The sequence below is a fragment of the Burkholderia sp. HI4860 genome, assembly GCF_002223045.2.
In the GTDB taxonomy this organism is placed as follows: Bacteria; Pseudomonadota; Gammaproteobacteria; order Burkholderiales; family Burkholderiaceae; genus Burkholderia.
The window spans coordinates 3,366,994-3,380,799 of record NZ_NKFO02000003.1; the positions used below are offsets into that span (position 1 = coordinate 3,366,994).

Annotated in this window: 12 protein-coding genes; 3 read left to right on the forward strand and 9 right to left on the reverse strand. The window is 67.2% G+C overall.

Going from position 1 to position 13,806, the window contains the following annotated elements:
- Positions 1 to 451 precede the first annotated feature (451 nt).
- Positions 452 to 1,864 (forward strand): 8-oxoguanine deaminase, encoded by a 1,413-nt coding sequence (locus CFB34_RS31070; RefSeq protein ID WP_089440321.1) that lies wholly within the window; start codon positions 452 to 454, stop codon positions 1,862 to 1,864.
- Positions 1,865 to 1,958: 94 nt separating this feature from the next.
- On the opposite strand, the gene CFB34_RS31075 is transcribed toward CFB34_RS31070, so the two are convergent.
- Together CFB34_RS31075 and CFB34_RS31080 are read right to left on the reverse strand one after the other, a co-directional pair.
- Complete coding sequence (locus tag CFB34_RS31075) at positions 1,959 to 2,888, reverse strand: LysR substrate-binding domain-containing protein (RefSeq protein ID WP_006762467.1); 930 nt, start codon at positions 2,886 to 2,888, stop codon at positions 1,959 to 1,961.
- Positions 2,889 to 3,107: 219 nt separating this feature from the next.
- Positions 3,108 to 3,317, reverse strand: coding sequence for a dodecin (locus CFB34_RS31080; RefSeq protein WP_011352399.1), 210 nt, complete (start codon positions 3,315 to 3,317; stop codon positions 3,108 to 3,110).
- Positions 3,318 to 3,452: 135 nt separating this feature from the next.
- On the opposite strand from CFB34_RS31080, the gene CFB34_RS31085 reads away from it, so the two are divergent.
- A complete protein-coding gene (locus tag CFB34_RS31085) occupies positions 3,453 to 4,346 on the forward strand; it encodes an NAD(P)-dependent oxidoreductase (RefSeq protein WP_089440320.1) in 894 nt (297 codons plus the stop codon).
- A gap of 66 nt (positions 4,347 to 4,412) precedes the next feature.
- Here the strand turns inward: CFB34_RS31085 and CFB34_RS31090 are convergent, their stop codons facing one another.
- The 4 genes from CFB34_RS31090 to CFB34_RS31105 form a co-directional block, all read right to left on the reverse strand.
- Positions 4,413 to 4,859, reverse strand: coding sequence for a hypothetical protein (locus tag CFB34_RS31090; protein ID WP_027784713.1), 447 nt, complete (start codon positions 4,857 to 4,859; stop codon positions 4,413 to 4,415).
- A gap of 333 nt (positions 4,860 to 5,192) precedes the next feature.
- The gene (gene mscL, locus CFB34_RS31095; protein WP_059233903.1) at positions 5,193 to 5,624 is read right to left on the reverse strand and encodes a large conductance mechanosensitive channel protein MscL; all 432 of its coding nucleotides are present in this window, start codon (positions 5,622 to 5,624) and stop codon (positions 5,193 to 5,195) included.
- Positions 5,625 to 5,856: 232 nt separating this feature from the next.
- Complete coding sequence (locus CFB34_RS31100; RefSeq protein ID WP_089440319.1) at positions 5,857 to 7,023, reverse strand: tetratricopeptide repeat protein; 1,167 nt, start codon at positions 7,021 to 7,023, stop codon at positions 5,857 to 5,859.
- An 88-nt stretch (positions 7,024 to 7,111) separates the two neighbouring features.
- Complete coding sequence (locus CFB34_RS31105) at positions 7,112 to 7,792, reverse strand: PspA/IM30 family protein (RefSeq protein ID WP_044843730.1); 681 nt, start codon at positions 7,790 to 7,792, stop codon at positions 7,112 to 7,114.
- Between the two features lie 444 nt (positions 7,793 to 8,236).
- Between CFB34_RS31105 and CFB34_RS31110 the strand changes: the two genes are divergently transcribed.
- Positions 8,237 to 10,753: a penicillin-binding protein 1A gene (locus CFB34_RS31110; protein WP_089440318.1), complete on the forward strand. Its 2,517-nt coding sequence runs from the start codon at positions 8,237 to 8,239 to the stop codon at positions 10,751 to 10,753.
- An 87-nt stretch (positions 10,754 to 10,840) separates the two neighbouring features.
- On the opposite strand, the gene CFB34_RS31115 is transcribed toward CFB34_RS31110, so the two are convergent.
- The 3 genes from CFB34_RS31115 to argE all read right to left on the reverse strand — a co-directional run bounded on the left by CFB34_RS31115 (position 10,841) and on the right by argE (position 13,718).
- The gene (locus CFB34_RS31115; RefSeq protein ID WP_089440317.1) at positions 10,841 to 11,272 is read right to left on the reverse strand and encodes a DUF3574 domain-containing protein; all 432 of its coding nucleotides are present in this window, start codon (positions 11,270 to 11,272) and stop codon (positions 10,841 to 10,843) included.
- Positions 11,273 to 11,417: 145 nt separating this feature from the next.
- Complete coding sequence (locus tag CFB34_RS31120; RefSeq protein WP_089440316.1) at positions 11,418 to 12,437, reverse strand: threonine/serine dehydratase; 1,020 nt, start codon at positions 12,435 to 12,437, stop codon at positions 11,418 to 11,420.
- A gap of 60 nt (positions 12,438 to 12,497) precedes the next feature.
- Positions 12,498 to 13,718, reverse strand: a complete 1,221-nt coding sequence (gene argE, locus CFB34_RS31125) for an acetylornithine deacetylase (RefSeq protein WP_089440315.1) — start codon at positions 13,716 to 13,718, stop codon at positions 12,498 to 12,500.
- Positions 13,719 to 13,806: the final 88 nt, after the last annotated feature.

The window sequence follows — 13,806 nt, forward strand, 5'->3', positions numbered from 1 at the left end:
CTCCACGTCACGTGGCTACATACCCGTCGGCGAGATTGAAGCGAGCGCCGTGCAGGCATTGTAAAAAGGTTCCCCACGCAAATACGGGCGCGATATCAAAGATAATGCGCCGCGCATGAGCGGCTGTCGACGGCACGCCGGAGGCGGCTTCCGGCGGGCTTCCGGCAGGCGTTTCGGGCCGCCGGCGGGGTGTTGCGCGGCGTACCATATTGAAACCGTGAAACGCGGTATTCCGGATCGCGCATTGTGTGCGGCGCGCGCTTGGGCGATCCTCCCGCCGTGCGCGTCGGCCCGTGGCCCGCGCGTACCCCGAAGACGGCGAGCACGCCGGGTAACCGGGCCAGGGCGTTCGAACGGACGCAGGCACCGGCGCGTGCCGCGATTCAGCGTTCGAACGGCTGTGTGACCGCCTCCAGGACAGCCCCTGGGGGCAGACCGACGCGGAGAACGCATGAACCTCGAGCAGCACGCTGGCGCACGCGCGCCGAATACCTCCTCATCCCGCCCGACAACCCTGCTGGTCAAGCACGCCGACGTGCTCGTGACCATGGACGACACGCGTCGCGAGCTGCGCGACGCGGGGCTCTACATCGAAGACAACCGGATCGTCGCGGTCGGCCCGACCGCCGAGCTGCCCGAGACGGCCGACGAAGTGCTCGACCTGCGCGGCCATCTCGTGATCCCGGGGCTCGTGAACACGCATCACCACATGTACCAGAGCCTGACGCGCGCGGTGCCTGCGGCGCAGAACGCCGAGCTGTTCGGCTGGCTCACGAACCTGTACAAGATCTGGGCCCATCTGACGCCCGAGATGATCGAGGTGTCGACGCTCACCGCGATGGCCGAACTGCTGCAGTCGGGCTGCACGACGTCGAGCGATCATCTGTACATCTATCCGAACGGCAGCCGCCTCGACGACAGCATCGGCGCCGCGCAGCGGATCGGCATGCGTTTTCACGCGAGCCGCGGCGCGATGAGCGTCGGCCAGCGCGACGGCGGGCTGCCGCCCGATTCGGTCGTCGAGCGCGAGCCGGACATCCTGCGCGACACGCAGCGCCTGATCGAGACCTATCACGACGAAGGCCGCTACGCGATGCTGCGCGTGGTGGTTGCGCCGTGCTCGCCGTTCTCGGTGAGCCGCGACCTGATGCGCGACGCGGCCGTGCTCGCGCGCGAATACGGCGTGTCGCTGCACACGCACCTCGCGGAGAACGTCAACGACATCGCGTACAGCCGCGAGAAGTTCGGGATGACGCCGGCCGAATATGCGGAAGATCTCGGCTGGGTCGGCCACGACGTATGGCATGCGCACTGCGTGCAGCTCGACGATGCGGGTATCAGCCTGTTCGCGCGCACCGGCACGGGCGTCGCGCACTGCCCATGCTCGAACATGCGGCTCGCGTCGGGTATCGCGCCGGTGAAGAAGATGCGTCTCGCGGGCGTGCCGGTCGGCCTCGGCGTCGACGGCTCCGCGTCGAACGACGGTGCGCAGATGGTTGCGGAAGTGCGGCAGGCGCTGCTGTTGCAGCGGGTCGGTTTCGGGCCCGATGCGATGACCGCGCGCGAAGCGCTCGAGATCGCGACGCTCGGCGGCGCGAAGGTGCTGAACCGCGACGACATCGGCGCGCTGAAGCCCGGCATGGCGGCGGACTTCGCCGCATTCGACCTGCGTCAGCCGCTGTTTGCGGGCGCGCTGCACGATCCGGTCGCGGCGCTCGTGTTCTGCGCGCCGTCGCAGACGGCGTACACGGTGGTGAACGGGAAGGTGGTGGTAAGGGAAGGGCGTCTGGCGACGCTCGACCTGCCGCCCGTCATCGCGCGTCACAACGCGCTCGCGCAGGCACTGGTCGAGGCATCGCGCTAAAGGAACGCCGGCGCCATCGGGCGGCCGCGTTGCCGCCGGACAGGCCGCCGGCAGTCGCCACGCCCTGCCGAAACGGCGCGGGCGGCGCGCGCCGTTACGCCTCGATCAGCGTGCGGGTGGCTTCGGCGACGAGGCTGCGCAGCCAGCGCACTTCGTCGGAGTAATGGCAGCGCTCGTGCCACAGCTGGTAGTACTGCATCGGCGGGAAGTCGAGCGGCGCCGGCACGACCGACAGCGGCAGGAACTTCGCGTAGTGATCGGCGAACAGGCGCGTCGTCGTGAAGATCAGGTCGGACTTCACGAGCACGTACGGTGCGAGGTTGAAGTACGGCAGCGTGACGACCACGTGGCGCTTGAGCCGTTCGCGCGCGAGATGCACGTCGATCGCGCCGCGCTGGCCGACCGAGTACGGCGTCGGCGCGAGATGCGGGGCGTTCAGGTACTGGTCGAGCGTGAGCCCGCCGCGCTTCGCGAACGGGTGCGTATTGCTCATCAGGCAGACGATTTCATCGACGAACAGGTTCGACAGGTGCAGCTGCTCGGGCGGTTCGGGCCAGTTGCCGACGACGATGTCGAGCTTGCCGTCTTCCAGCGCGAGCTCGTAGTCGAACGCGGGGCCGAGCGAATGGAACTCGAGCGTCGCGTTCGGCGCGGCCTGGCGGAAGCGCTCGACCACGGTCGGCACGAACAGCACGTTCAGGTAGTCGGGGCAGCCGATCCGGTAGCAGCGGATCGACGTGGCCGGGTCGAAATTGTGCTGCTGGAACTTGATGCGCTCGATTTCACGCAGTGCGTTCTGCACGGGCTCGAGCAGGCGCAGCCCGTATTCGGTCGGCACCATGCCGGATTTGCCGCGCACCAGCAGCGGATCGCCGGTGATGTCGCGCAGGCGCCGCAGCGCGGCGCTGATCGCCGGTTGCGACTGGTTCAGTTTGACGGCCGCGCGCGTGACGCTGCGCTCCATCAACAAGGTGTGCAAGACGCGCAAGAGGTACGTGTCGATCGCCTCGCGTTGCTGACTCATGTTATCTCCGGTTTATATGGCTGGGCTGATCGAGGGGTGGGGTGGGTATATCGTTTTTAATATGAATGAAAACCAGCGTCAAGAGATGGATACCCGCAGGTACCCGTCGGCCGGGCGCGAAGGGGCCCGAACGGGGGGCGAGGTGAAGCGCGCGGCGCCGCGCGGAAAGCGCGTTGCACGGATCCGGTCAGCGGCGCGGCGTGTGACGCAGGGGGCGCGTCAGTCGTCGATGCGCATGCCGACCTTCAGCGTGACCTGCCAGTGCACGACCTGGTCGCCTTCGATGTGGCCGCGCGTCTCGGTCACCTGGAACCAGTGCAGGTTGTGCAGTGTCTTGCCGGCTTTCGAGATCGCGTTGCGGATGGCGTCGTCGCTCGATTGCTTCGACGAGCCGGTCAGCTCGATCATCTTGTACACGTGGTCGCTCATGATGCGCTCCCTGGGATGTCGGGATAAATGGCCGGCGCAAGCCGTGGTCCCGAAGCGGCGCCGCGCGTGCCCGGCTTCTTGAGTGATAGGTATGATGGGCGGCAAGTTCAACCCATATCGGAGACGAGGAGCATCGTGGAAGTCGGATTTTGCGGACCGGGATTGATGGGCGCGCCGATGATTCGGCATTTGCTGGCGGCAGGGCATCGGGTCAGCGTGTGGAATCGCTCGCGCGACAAGGCCGAGGCGCTCGTGAAGGACGGCGCGCAGGTGCTTGGCACGCCGCGCGAACTGGCGGAGCGCGTCGAGACGGTATTCGTGTGCGTGCTCGACGGCCGCGCGGTGGGCGATGTCGTGTTCGGCGAGCACGGCCTACTGTCCGGCGATGCGCGTGCGCGTCGCCTGCAGCGCATCGTCGATCATTCGAGCATTGCGCCCGCCGCCACGCGTGATTACGCGGCGCGTGCCGCGGCGCTCGGCGTCGGCTGGGTCGATGCGCCTGTGTCGGGCGGCGTGCCCGGCGCGCAGGCCGGCACGCTCGCGGTGATGGCCGGCGGCCGCGCGGCCGATCTCGACGCGGTGCGGCCGCTGATCGATACCTACGCGTCGCGGATCACGCACATGGGCGACGCGGGCGCGGGGCAGACGGCGAAGCTGTGCAACCAGGCGATCGTCACCGCGACGGTGACCGCGATCGCCGAGGCCGTCGGTCTGGCGCAGGCGAGCGGCATCGATGCCGCTCGGCTCGCCGAAGCGCTGGCCGGCGGCTGGGCCGATTCGGTGCTGTTGCAGACGTTCGTGCCGCGCATGACGTCGGGCGGTCATGCTCCGATCGGCGCGCTCGGCACGTTCCAGAAGGATGTCGATGCGATCGCCGACGCGGCGCGCGACACGGGCGCCGTGATGCCCGTATCGGCCACCGTGCAGCAGGTGTTGCGGCTCGGCGCCGCGCAAGGGCTCGCCGGTGCCGATTTCGCCGCATTCATCGACATCGTGCGGCCCGGCAACGGGCGTCAGCAGGTGTCGTGACGGGCAAGCGGGGCGTGTGAATGGCAGATGGGCCGCCCGGAGGCGGCCCATCGAATGGCAGGGTGATCAGCCGAGGGAGCGTGGCGTCGTGTCGCCGGCGTTCTGGCGGCCGAGCCCGCCGCGCAGGCTTGCTTTCGTGCCTGCACCAAACTCGGGCAGGATGCGCGCACGCGCACGGCTCGCGAACACGAGGAAGCCGAAGCCGTTTGCTTCATACCAGTATCCGCCGTTCTCGAGGCCGTCCAGCGGCTGCTCGAGCGCGTTGGCGATCGATTCGATGCAGCGCTTGCGCAACTCGGCGATGGCGGGATAAGGCGGCTGGGCGCCGCGTACGCTGCACAGGAGCACGTCGAGACCGGGCAGCACATGTGCGTACAGGACGGGTTCGTCCTGCGCGCGGGCGCGGGCAATCTTGGTGTCGAGCTGGGCAAACGGTTTCGAGTGGCGCAATACCGCGAGGAATGACTCCTGGCCATCCTGCTGGGCACGCCGACGTTTTTTCGGGAAGGACATAAACACTCGCCTCAAAAACAATTGCAAGAAATGCGGCACTTTCATGCGACCCACTCCCGGCTATGTACGCCGCATGTCGATCCTTTATAGCACACGAAAATGCTGCCTTCGTGCAGTACGACGATCAATGTCTCCCGTCGACCTGCTCGCCATGATCGACACAGCCAGCGTCTTGGCGCCCGTACTGTCGTTTAGTCTCCATCATAGACCTGCTTTCCCCGCGCGTGCATTCGCCCGTCACAAAAAAGTGAGATAGGCCGCATGCGGCGGCGCATCGCGCACGCAATAAAAAGGCCCGCACGGGGCGGGCCGGGCTGGCGGGGCGCCGGGCGATCAGCGCTGCTTCAGCGAATCGCGGATCTCGCGCAGCAGCACCGTGTCTTCCGGCGTCGCGGCCGGTGCGGCTTCGTCCGGCTTGCGCAGCTTGTTGATGAATTTCACCATCAGGAAAATGATGAACGCGAGGATGACGAAATTGATCGCCACCGTGATGAACGACCCGTAGCCGAACGCGGCGACACCCGCGGCCTGCAGGTCCTTGAACGAATCGGGATTACCCTTGAACGTCGGGGGGATGGTGCCGAGCAGAACGAACTTGTTCGAGAAATCCAGGCCGCCGGTCAGCACGCCGATGACCGGCATGATGAGGTCTTTCACGACCGAGTCGACGATCTTCGAGAACGCGCCGCCGATGATCACGCCGACGGCGAGATCCATGACGTTGCCCTTGACGGCGAACTCCTTGAATTCCTTGATGATGCTCATGAGCGGCTTTCTCCTGTGTGGGGCGAGGGGAGGCGTGCCGCGACGCGCGGGGATGCAGAGCGTCGAATGAGGGTCGGTGGCACGCCGATGGCCGCATGATAGCGAACGCTCCCCGTTGCCGGTAGTCCATCTTGAAATGATTGACAAATCCGCGCGTCGGCGCGGCCGGCCCAGCAGGAGAGCGTGGCGTGCATTGCAGCGCGTCGCGGGGGCGTCGACGCGCTGCCTCGCGTCAGGTGTTGTCGTCGGTCCAGCCGTCGTCGTTGCTGCCGAGATCCATGCCGCCGCCGCCACCGTTGCCGTCGCTCCAGTTCGAACTGTCGCCGCGGCCGAGGTCGAAGCCCGGGTCGTTCTCCTGCCGGCGGCGTTCGCCGTCGACGATCACGTCGCGTTCGACCACGCGCTCGCGGCCGCCGGACATCGCCTCGCCGAGCAATACGCCGGTCAGCAGCCCGCCCATGCCGCCGCCGAACCCGCCGCCGCCTTGCTGGATCACCACCGGCGGTTGCTGTTGCGGGTAGGGCTGCTGAGGATACGGCTGGCCTGGCGCGCCCGTCATGCGATCGGCTTCCTGCGCATACACGGAACCGCTGCCGTTCGCCGGTGCCGCGGGTTGCGCGGCCGGGTCGGGACGGCCTTCGACGCGTGCCTTCACGCTCGCATGACGCTGTTCGAGTTCGTCGACGCGATACGGCGGCACCGGATTCTTGCCGTTCGACAGCGTTTCGACGAGCGTGCGCGCATCGGTCTCGATCGCTTCGAGTTCGCCCGTGAGCGCCGCGGCGCCGGGCGCCGTCGACAGCTTCGCGTCGAGCTTCAGCGGGCGGATGTCGTTCAGCACGTCGGTGGCGCGCTTGAGCTGCGTGCGGCGTTCGTCGTCGGCGCGGCTGTCGTCGGCCGTGCGTGCACGCCGCAGCGTCCAGCGCAGCACCAGCGCGATCACCGCGGCGAGCACCCCGAAGCCGATCCACATGCCGGTCGACGGGCCGTGTTTTTCGGCCGGCGCGACAGCGGGAGCGAGCCCCGGCTGCAGCGTGCCGGCCTGCGTGGCCGACGGCACGTTGCCGCTCACGCGCGCGGCGTCGGCGCGGATGCGCGACTCCGTCTGCGCGAAGCGCGATGCGTCGGTGAACTTGAGTTGCGGATCGAGCGACTTCGCGCGCTGCAGCTGCTCGAGTGCGTCGGACGCGCGGCCTTCGCGGTCCAGCACCTGTGCGTACAGGTAGCGCGCATGCGCGTTGTTCGGGTGGGCGTCGATGACTTGCGACAGCTGCGTGTCGGCTTGCTGCCAGTTGCGTTGCGCGATCGATTGCTCGACCTGCTGCAGCGACGGGACCGCAAACGCGGCGGACGACAGCACCATCAGCGAGAGGCCGAGTGCGGCGAGAGATTTCTTCATGGTCGAACCGGGCGCAGGCGCCCGTCTCCTGACGATCGGTTCGCGCCGCGCCCGGGGCGGGCGGCGGCGCGGTGGCCCGCAGCGGCCGTTACTGCGCCGGCGTGTCGAGTTGCTTCTTCAGCGCGGCGAGGCGATCCTCGACCGACGGGCCCTTGTTCAGCGCGGCGAGCTTGTCGTCGAGCGCCTTGCCGCTCGACGTGTCGGCCGAATTCAGGCGCGCGTCCGAGCGGGCGTTCTGCAGCGCGACCTTGTCCTCGAGCTTCTGGAAATCCTCGGACAGGTTCTTGCCGCCGATGCCGCCCAGGGCGCTGGCCGCGACGTCCTTCGCCTGCGCGATTTCCTGCTTGGCCTGCAGGATGTTCGAGCGTGCATTCAGGTCGTTGCGGCGCTGACGCATGTCGGCGATCTGCCCCTTCAGCTTGTCGACCGACGGCTCGAGCGTCGTCAATTCGGCTGCGAGCGCGTCACGCTCGGCTTCCGCGTTCGACTGCGCGGCGAGCGCCTCGCGGGCGAGCGCTTCGTCACCGGCCTGCAGCGCGCGCTTCGCGCCGTCCTCGTACTTCTTCACCTTGTCGTCGGCCGCATCGCGCTTGCTGCGCTGGGTCGCGACCTGTGCCTCGATCTCGATCAGCGAATTCTCGGCACGGCCGATGCTGTCGTCGAGCTCCCGCACGATCTGCCGTGCGTCGCGCGACGGATCCTGTACCGAATCGGCCGCATCGTTCAGCAGGCCTTTGATCGTGCGCGAAACAGAGTCGAAAAGCGACATGAAATCCTCCGTGGTTGAAAGGCGCCGCATGAGAGCGGCAGTGCCCGTTGCGAGCCGGTTCCGACCCGCATGAGCCGGCGGATATTACACCACCGGTTCACTTAAATACGGCTTAAACGCGCGAGTTCAAGCGGCTTGCGCATCACGATGTCGAACCTTTCGCGATTGAAAGAAAGCCGGCGCGTGCGCGCGATATTGCGTGTCCATGATAGGCAGAGGATGCCGACAATACGTTCCTCAAATCACGGCATTGCGGGAATTTTTACAAAAAATCGCGAAGGCCCCCGGTCGATTTCATTAAAATGCGCTGTCACGTCGCGGGAACGGATCGCCGCGCGGCGGGGTCTGTCGACGTGACAGCCGCATCACGCTGTATCCGCTCTGATTCATTCGCCTGCATTTCCGCATGCGTCCGAGGGTGCCACGACCGCCCGCCATTCCGACATGCCAATTATCAAACGACCGTCTTCTTCTTCCGACAGGAACGAACCCCACTACACGCTGCGCCGTTCGCCGTCCGGAGCCTATTACCCCGATGACGACGATCGCGACGACGACCGCCGCACCCAGCGCAGCGGCGGCGGAGGGCGCGGCCGCTCGTTCGGCTCGCGCGTCATGCTGTGGTTCGCCGGCCTCTTCGCGACGCTGGCGATCGTCGGCGCGCTGATCGTCGGCTACGCGCTGGTCGTGATGGCGCCGCAACTGCCGTCGCTCGACGCGCTGACCAACTACCAGCCGAAGGTGCCGCTGCGCGTGTTCACGGCCGATCATGTGCTGATCGGCGAGTTCGGCGAGGAACGCCGCAGCCTCGTGCGTTTCCAGGAGATTCCGGACGTGATGAAGAAGGCGGTGCTCGCGATCGAGGACTACCGCTTCTACGAACACGGCGGCGTCGACTTCGTCGGCATCCTGCGCGCGGGTGTCGCCGACCTGATGCACGGCGGCGCGCGCCAGGGCGCGAGCACGATCACGATGCAGGTCGCGCGCAACTTCTTCCTGTCGAGCGAGAAGACCTACACGCGCAAGATCTACGAAATGCTGCTCGCGTACAAGATCGAGAAGGCCCTGACGAAGGACCAGATTCTCGAGCTGTACATGAACCAGATCTATCTCGGCCAGCGCTCGTACGGCTTCGCGGCCGCCGCGCGCGTGTATTTCGGCAAGGACCTGAAGGACATCACGCTCGCGGAAGCGGCGATGCTCGCGGGGCTGCCGAAGGCACCGTCCGCGTATAACCCGGTGGTCAATCCGAAGCGTGCGAAGGTGCGCCAGGAATACATCCTGAAGCGCATGCTCGAGGTCGGCTACATCACGCAGCCGCAGTACGACGCGGCCGTGAAGGAAGAGATCCACGTGCGCACGCCGGGCAACCAGTACGCGGTGCACGGCGAGTACGTCGCCGAGATGGTGCGGCAGATGATGTACCAGCAGTACAAGGACGAAACCTATACGCGCGGGCTGACCGTCACGACGACGATCAACTCGTCCGACCAGGAAGCCGCGTACCAGGCCGTGCGTCGCGGCATTCTCGACTACGAGCGCCGCCACGGCTATCGCGGGCCGGAAGCGTCGATCAAGCTGCCCGCGGCCGGCGACGACCGCGACGAGGCGATCGACGACGCGCTCGCCGATCACCCGGACAACGGCGACCTGCAGTCGGCGGTCGTGCTGTCGGCGTCGCCGAATGCGGTCGAGGTGCAGTTCGTCGGCGGCGCGACCACGACGATCGGCCCGGCCGGGCTGCGCTTCGTCGCGGGCGCGCTCAGCCCCCGCGCGAACGACACGCTGCGCATCAAGCCGGGCTCGGTCGTGCGCGTGCTGAAGGACGGCAAGACGGGCTGGCAGGTCGTGCAGCTGCCGCAGGTCGAAGGCGCGCTCGTCGCGATCGCGCCGCAGGATGGCGCGATCCGCTCGCTCGTCGGCGGCTTCGACTTCAACAAGAGCAAGTTCAACCACGTGACGCAGGCCTGGCGGCAGCCGGGCTCGTCGTTCAAGCCGTTCATCTACTCGGCGTCGCTCGACAAGGGGCTCGGGCCGGCGACGATGATCAACGACGCGCCGCTGTACTTCCCGCCGAGCGTGCCGGGCGGCACCGCCTGGGAGCCGAAGGACGACGACCAGCCGGACGGCCCGATGACGATGCGCACCGGCCTGCAGCGTTCGAAGAACCTCGTGTCGATCCGGATCCTCGCGTCGATCGGCACGCAGTATGCGCAGCAGTACGTGACGCAGCGCTTCGGCTTCGATCCCGCGAAGACGCCGCCTTATCTGCCGATGGCACTCGGTGCGGGCCTCGTGACGCCGCTGCAGCTCGCGACCGGCTATGCGGTGTTCGCGAACGGCGGCTACAAGGTCGATCCGTACCTGATCGCCGAAGTCGACGACGCACGCGGCCAGGCGCTGCAGAAATCGCAGCCGGTGCTCGCGGGCAGCACGGCGCCGCGCACGATCGAAGGCCGCAATGCATACGTGATGAACAGCCTGCTGCATTCGGTCGCGACGGCCGGCACGGGCGCGGGCACCAACGTACTGGGCCGCAGCGACCTGCAAGGCAAGACGGGTACGACGAACGACGCGAAGGACGGCTGGTTCGCCGGCTACCAGCAATCGCTCGTCGCGGTCGCGTGGATGGGCTTCGACCAGCCGAAGAGCCTCGGCAGCCGTGAGTTCGGCGCGCAGCTCGCATTGCCGATCTGGGTGAACTACATGCGCACCGCGCTGAACGGCGTGCCCGAGCAGCAGATGCCGATGCCGGACGGCCTGACCTCGATCGACGGCGAGCTGTACTACGCCGATCGCACGCCGGGCAATGGCTTCGTCGCGAACGTCGACATCAACCCGGCCGAGAATTCGATCAGCGCGAACGATGCGCTCGGCTCGGCTGGCGCGGCGGGGCTTGCGCCGCCGCCCGTCACGCCGCAGGAGAAGCAGCAGATCATGGACATGTTCGAGAACAAGTAAGCGGCACGCCGCGGTTCCGGCATGCGACGGGCGCCTTCGGGCGCCCGTTTTTTTTGCGCGAACGGCAGGCAGACGGAGATGCGTGAATCAGAACGATGCGCAGGCCGGCACGACCGTCATGCCGACCGATTGCTGGTGAAATCGCTGCATGTACGCTTGCCGGATCGCGGCGAGTCGCGCACGTGTCTCGGGCGTATCGTCGGCGATGATACGGATCACGAAGCTGTCTTCGCGCGTGATCCGGCCGCTTGTCCGGTCGCGCCACTGGCCGTGTGTGTCCCAGTAGGTGAGGCCGTCGGGGAAGCGTGGTGTGACCGTGTCGGCGAGGAATGCGGCGCGCTCCGCATCGGTGACGGGGCCGCGCCCCGTGACGTCGCGCCCGAACAGCAGGTCGGCCTGCAGCATGCGGTTTTCGCCCGGCTGCGTGCAAACCGGCAGTGCGTTGACGACGGGCGACGGCGGTGCCGCGCAACCGGCGAGCAGGGCGACCGCCATGACGCAGGCGGCCAGCGGCCGCATCTGCCCATTTCGTGACGATCGACCTCCGCGCACGCAAAACGCTGCGCGCTCAACCACTTGCGTGCTTGTCCGGCGGGTTATCAACAGGGCTGTCAACATAATCTGGGGATAACCCTAGGTTCGTCCGCGCGTGCCCGATGTGGGGTCAGTGCTGCAGTGTCGCGTGCGCGAGATGCATGCCGAGCGTGGCCGGGTCGGTGTCGGTGCCCGATAGCAGCACGCCGACGCGCTTGCCCTGCAGTGTTTCGCGCAGCGGGCCGAGCAGGGCGGCCAGCGCAGCCGCGCACGCCGGTTCGACCGACAGTTTCAGCTGCGAGAACAGGAACAGCATCGCGGCCCGCAGCGCGTCGTCGGACACGGTGACGATGCGGTCGACGTGGCGCCGGCACAGCTGGTAGCTGTATTCCTCGGTATGCGGCGCCATCAGCGAATCGGCGATCGTCTGCATCGCGCTCATCTTGATCGTGTGATTCGCCGCGAAGCTGCGGCTCATTGCGTCCGCGCCTTCCGGCTCGACGCCGTACACGTGCACACGCGGATTCGCGAGCCGCAGCGCGGTCGCCATGCCGGCAGCGAGCCCGCCGCCGCCGATCGGCACGATCACCGCGTCGAGGTCGGGGGTCTGGGTCGCCCATTCGTAGCCGAGCGTCGCGGTGCCGAGGATCGTGTGATAGCCGTTGAACGGATGGATGAAGAAGCGGCCTTCCTCGGCCTCGATTCGCCGGACCAGATCGAATGCCTGCGATGCGCTGCCGGCCAGCACGACTTCCGCGCGGTACTGCTTGCACTGCGCGATGCGCGACGGGCTGGCGGTATGGAACATCACGACCTTGGCGCTGCTGCCGAGCCGCATCGCCGCGTACGCGACGGCCGCCGCGTGATTGCCGGCCGACACGCAGGTGACGCCGGCGTTCTTGCGTGCCTCGTCGAGCGCGAGCAGGTGCGTGAATGCGCCGCGCGCCTTGAAGCTGCCGCTGACCTGCAGCAACTCGAACTTGAAGTTCACGTGCGTGCCTTCCAGCGATGGCAGGTCGGCGCGTTCGAACACGGGCGTGCGCGCGACCCACGGCGACAGCGCGAAATGCTGCGCGGCGATTTCGTCGAGCGTCGGAATCGGCTCGCCGTCGATCGTCGTATGGGCAGTGCCCTGTTGTTCAGTCGACATGACGTGGCGGGTGGCGAAGTGGGCCGGCCCGCACATGCAGGCCGGCGTGGCGGGGGGCAGTCAGTGCGCGTCGACCGACATGCTGCGGATGAACTTGCGCAGGAACTGCTCGCAGCCGGCGAGTTGCGCGAGTTCGACATACTCGTTCGGCTTGTGCGCCTGCTCGATGTTGCCGGGCCCGCACACGACGCTCGGGATGCCCGCGCGTTCGAACAAACCGGCCTCGGTGCCGTACGCGACCTTGCGCTTGTCCTGGTCGGCCGTCAGCGCGCGCACCAGCTGCGTGATCGCGGCCTGTTCGGTGGCGTCGAGGCCGGGCGCCGCGGCGATCTTCGAGAATTCGATCGCGGCATTCGGATGCTCGCGCAGCATCTGCGGCAGCAGTGTTTCCCGTGCATACGCTTCGATGCGCGTGAAGATCTGCTCGGGATCGAGCGTCGGCAGGTTGCGGAACTCGAAGTCGAACCGGCATTCGGCCGGCACCGTGTTGATCGCGTTGCCGCCCTGGATCGTGCTCGTCTGCGCGGTCGTGAACGGCACGTCGTACAGTTCGTCGAACGGGCCTTCGGCGCGAAAGCGCTCGGCGATGTCGCGGATATGGCAGATGAGGCGTGCCGCATACTCGATCGCGTTCAGCCCCTTCGGTGTCAGCGACGAATGCGCCGCGTGGCCGCGCACGCAGCAGCGGTACGCGTTGATGCCCTTGTGCGCGATGATCGGCCGCATGCTGGTCGGCTCGCCGACGATGCAGCCGGACGGCTGGACGCCGCGCTTGACCAGATCCGCAATCATCAGCGGCGCGCCGGCGCAGCCGATTTCCTCGTCATAGGACAGCGCGAAGTGGATCGGCTTCGCGAGCTTCGTCGCCTGCATCTCGGGCAGCAGCGCGAGCGCGGCGCCGATGAAGCCCTTCATGTCGCAGGTGCCGCGGCCGTACAGGCGGCCGTCGCGGATTTCCGGCGCGAACGGGTTGCTGTCCCATTGCTGGCCGTCGACCGGCACGACGTCGGTATGCCCCGACAGCACGATGCCGCCGTTCGTCGAGCCGTCGTGCGCGGGCACGGTGGCGAACAGGTTCGCCCAGCCTTCACGCGGATCGTGCGTGATCGTCGATGCGATGCCTTTCGCGGCGAGCGCGTCGCGCACCGTTTCGATCAGGCCGAGGTTCGGCACGCGGCTCGTCGTGTCCATCGACACCAGTTGCTTGATCCAGGGCAGGCTGACGAGCGACGCGTCGCCCTGGGGTGCGGCGGACGGCGCTGTCGCGTCGAGAGTGGACATGGCAAAACTCCGTCTGATGAATGGGAAAATCATACTCAAAAACGCGACGGCCCGCCCGCGTCGGGCGCAGTGCGGTGCAGCAACGCCG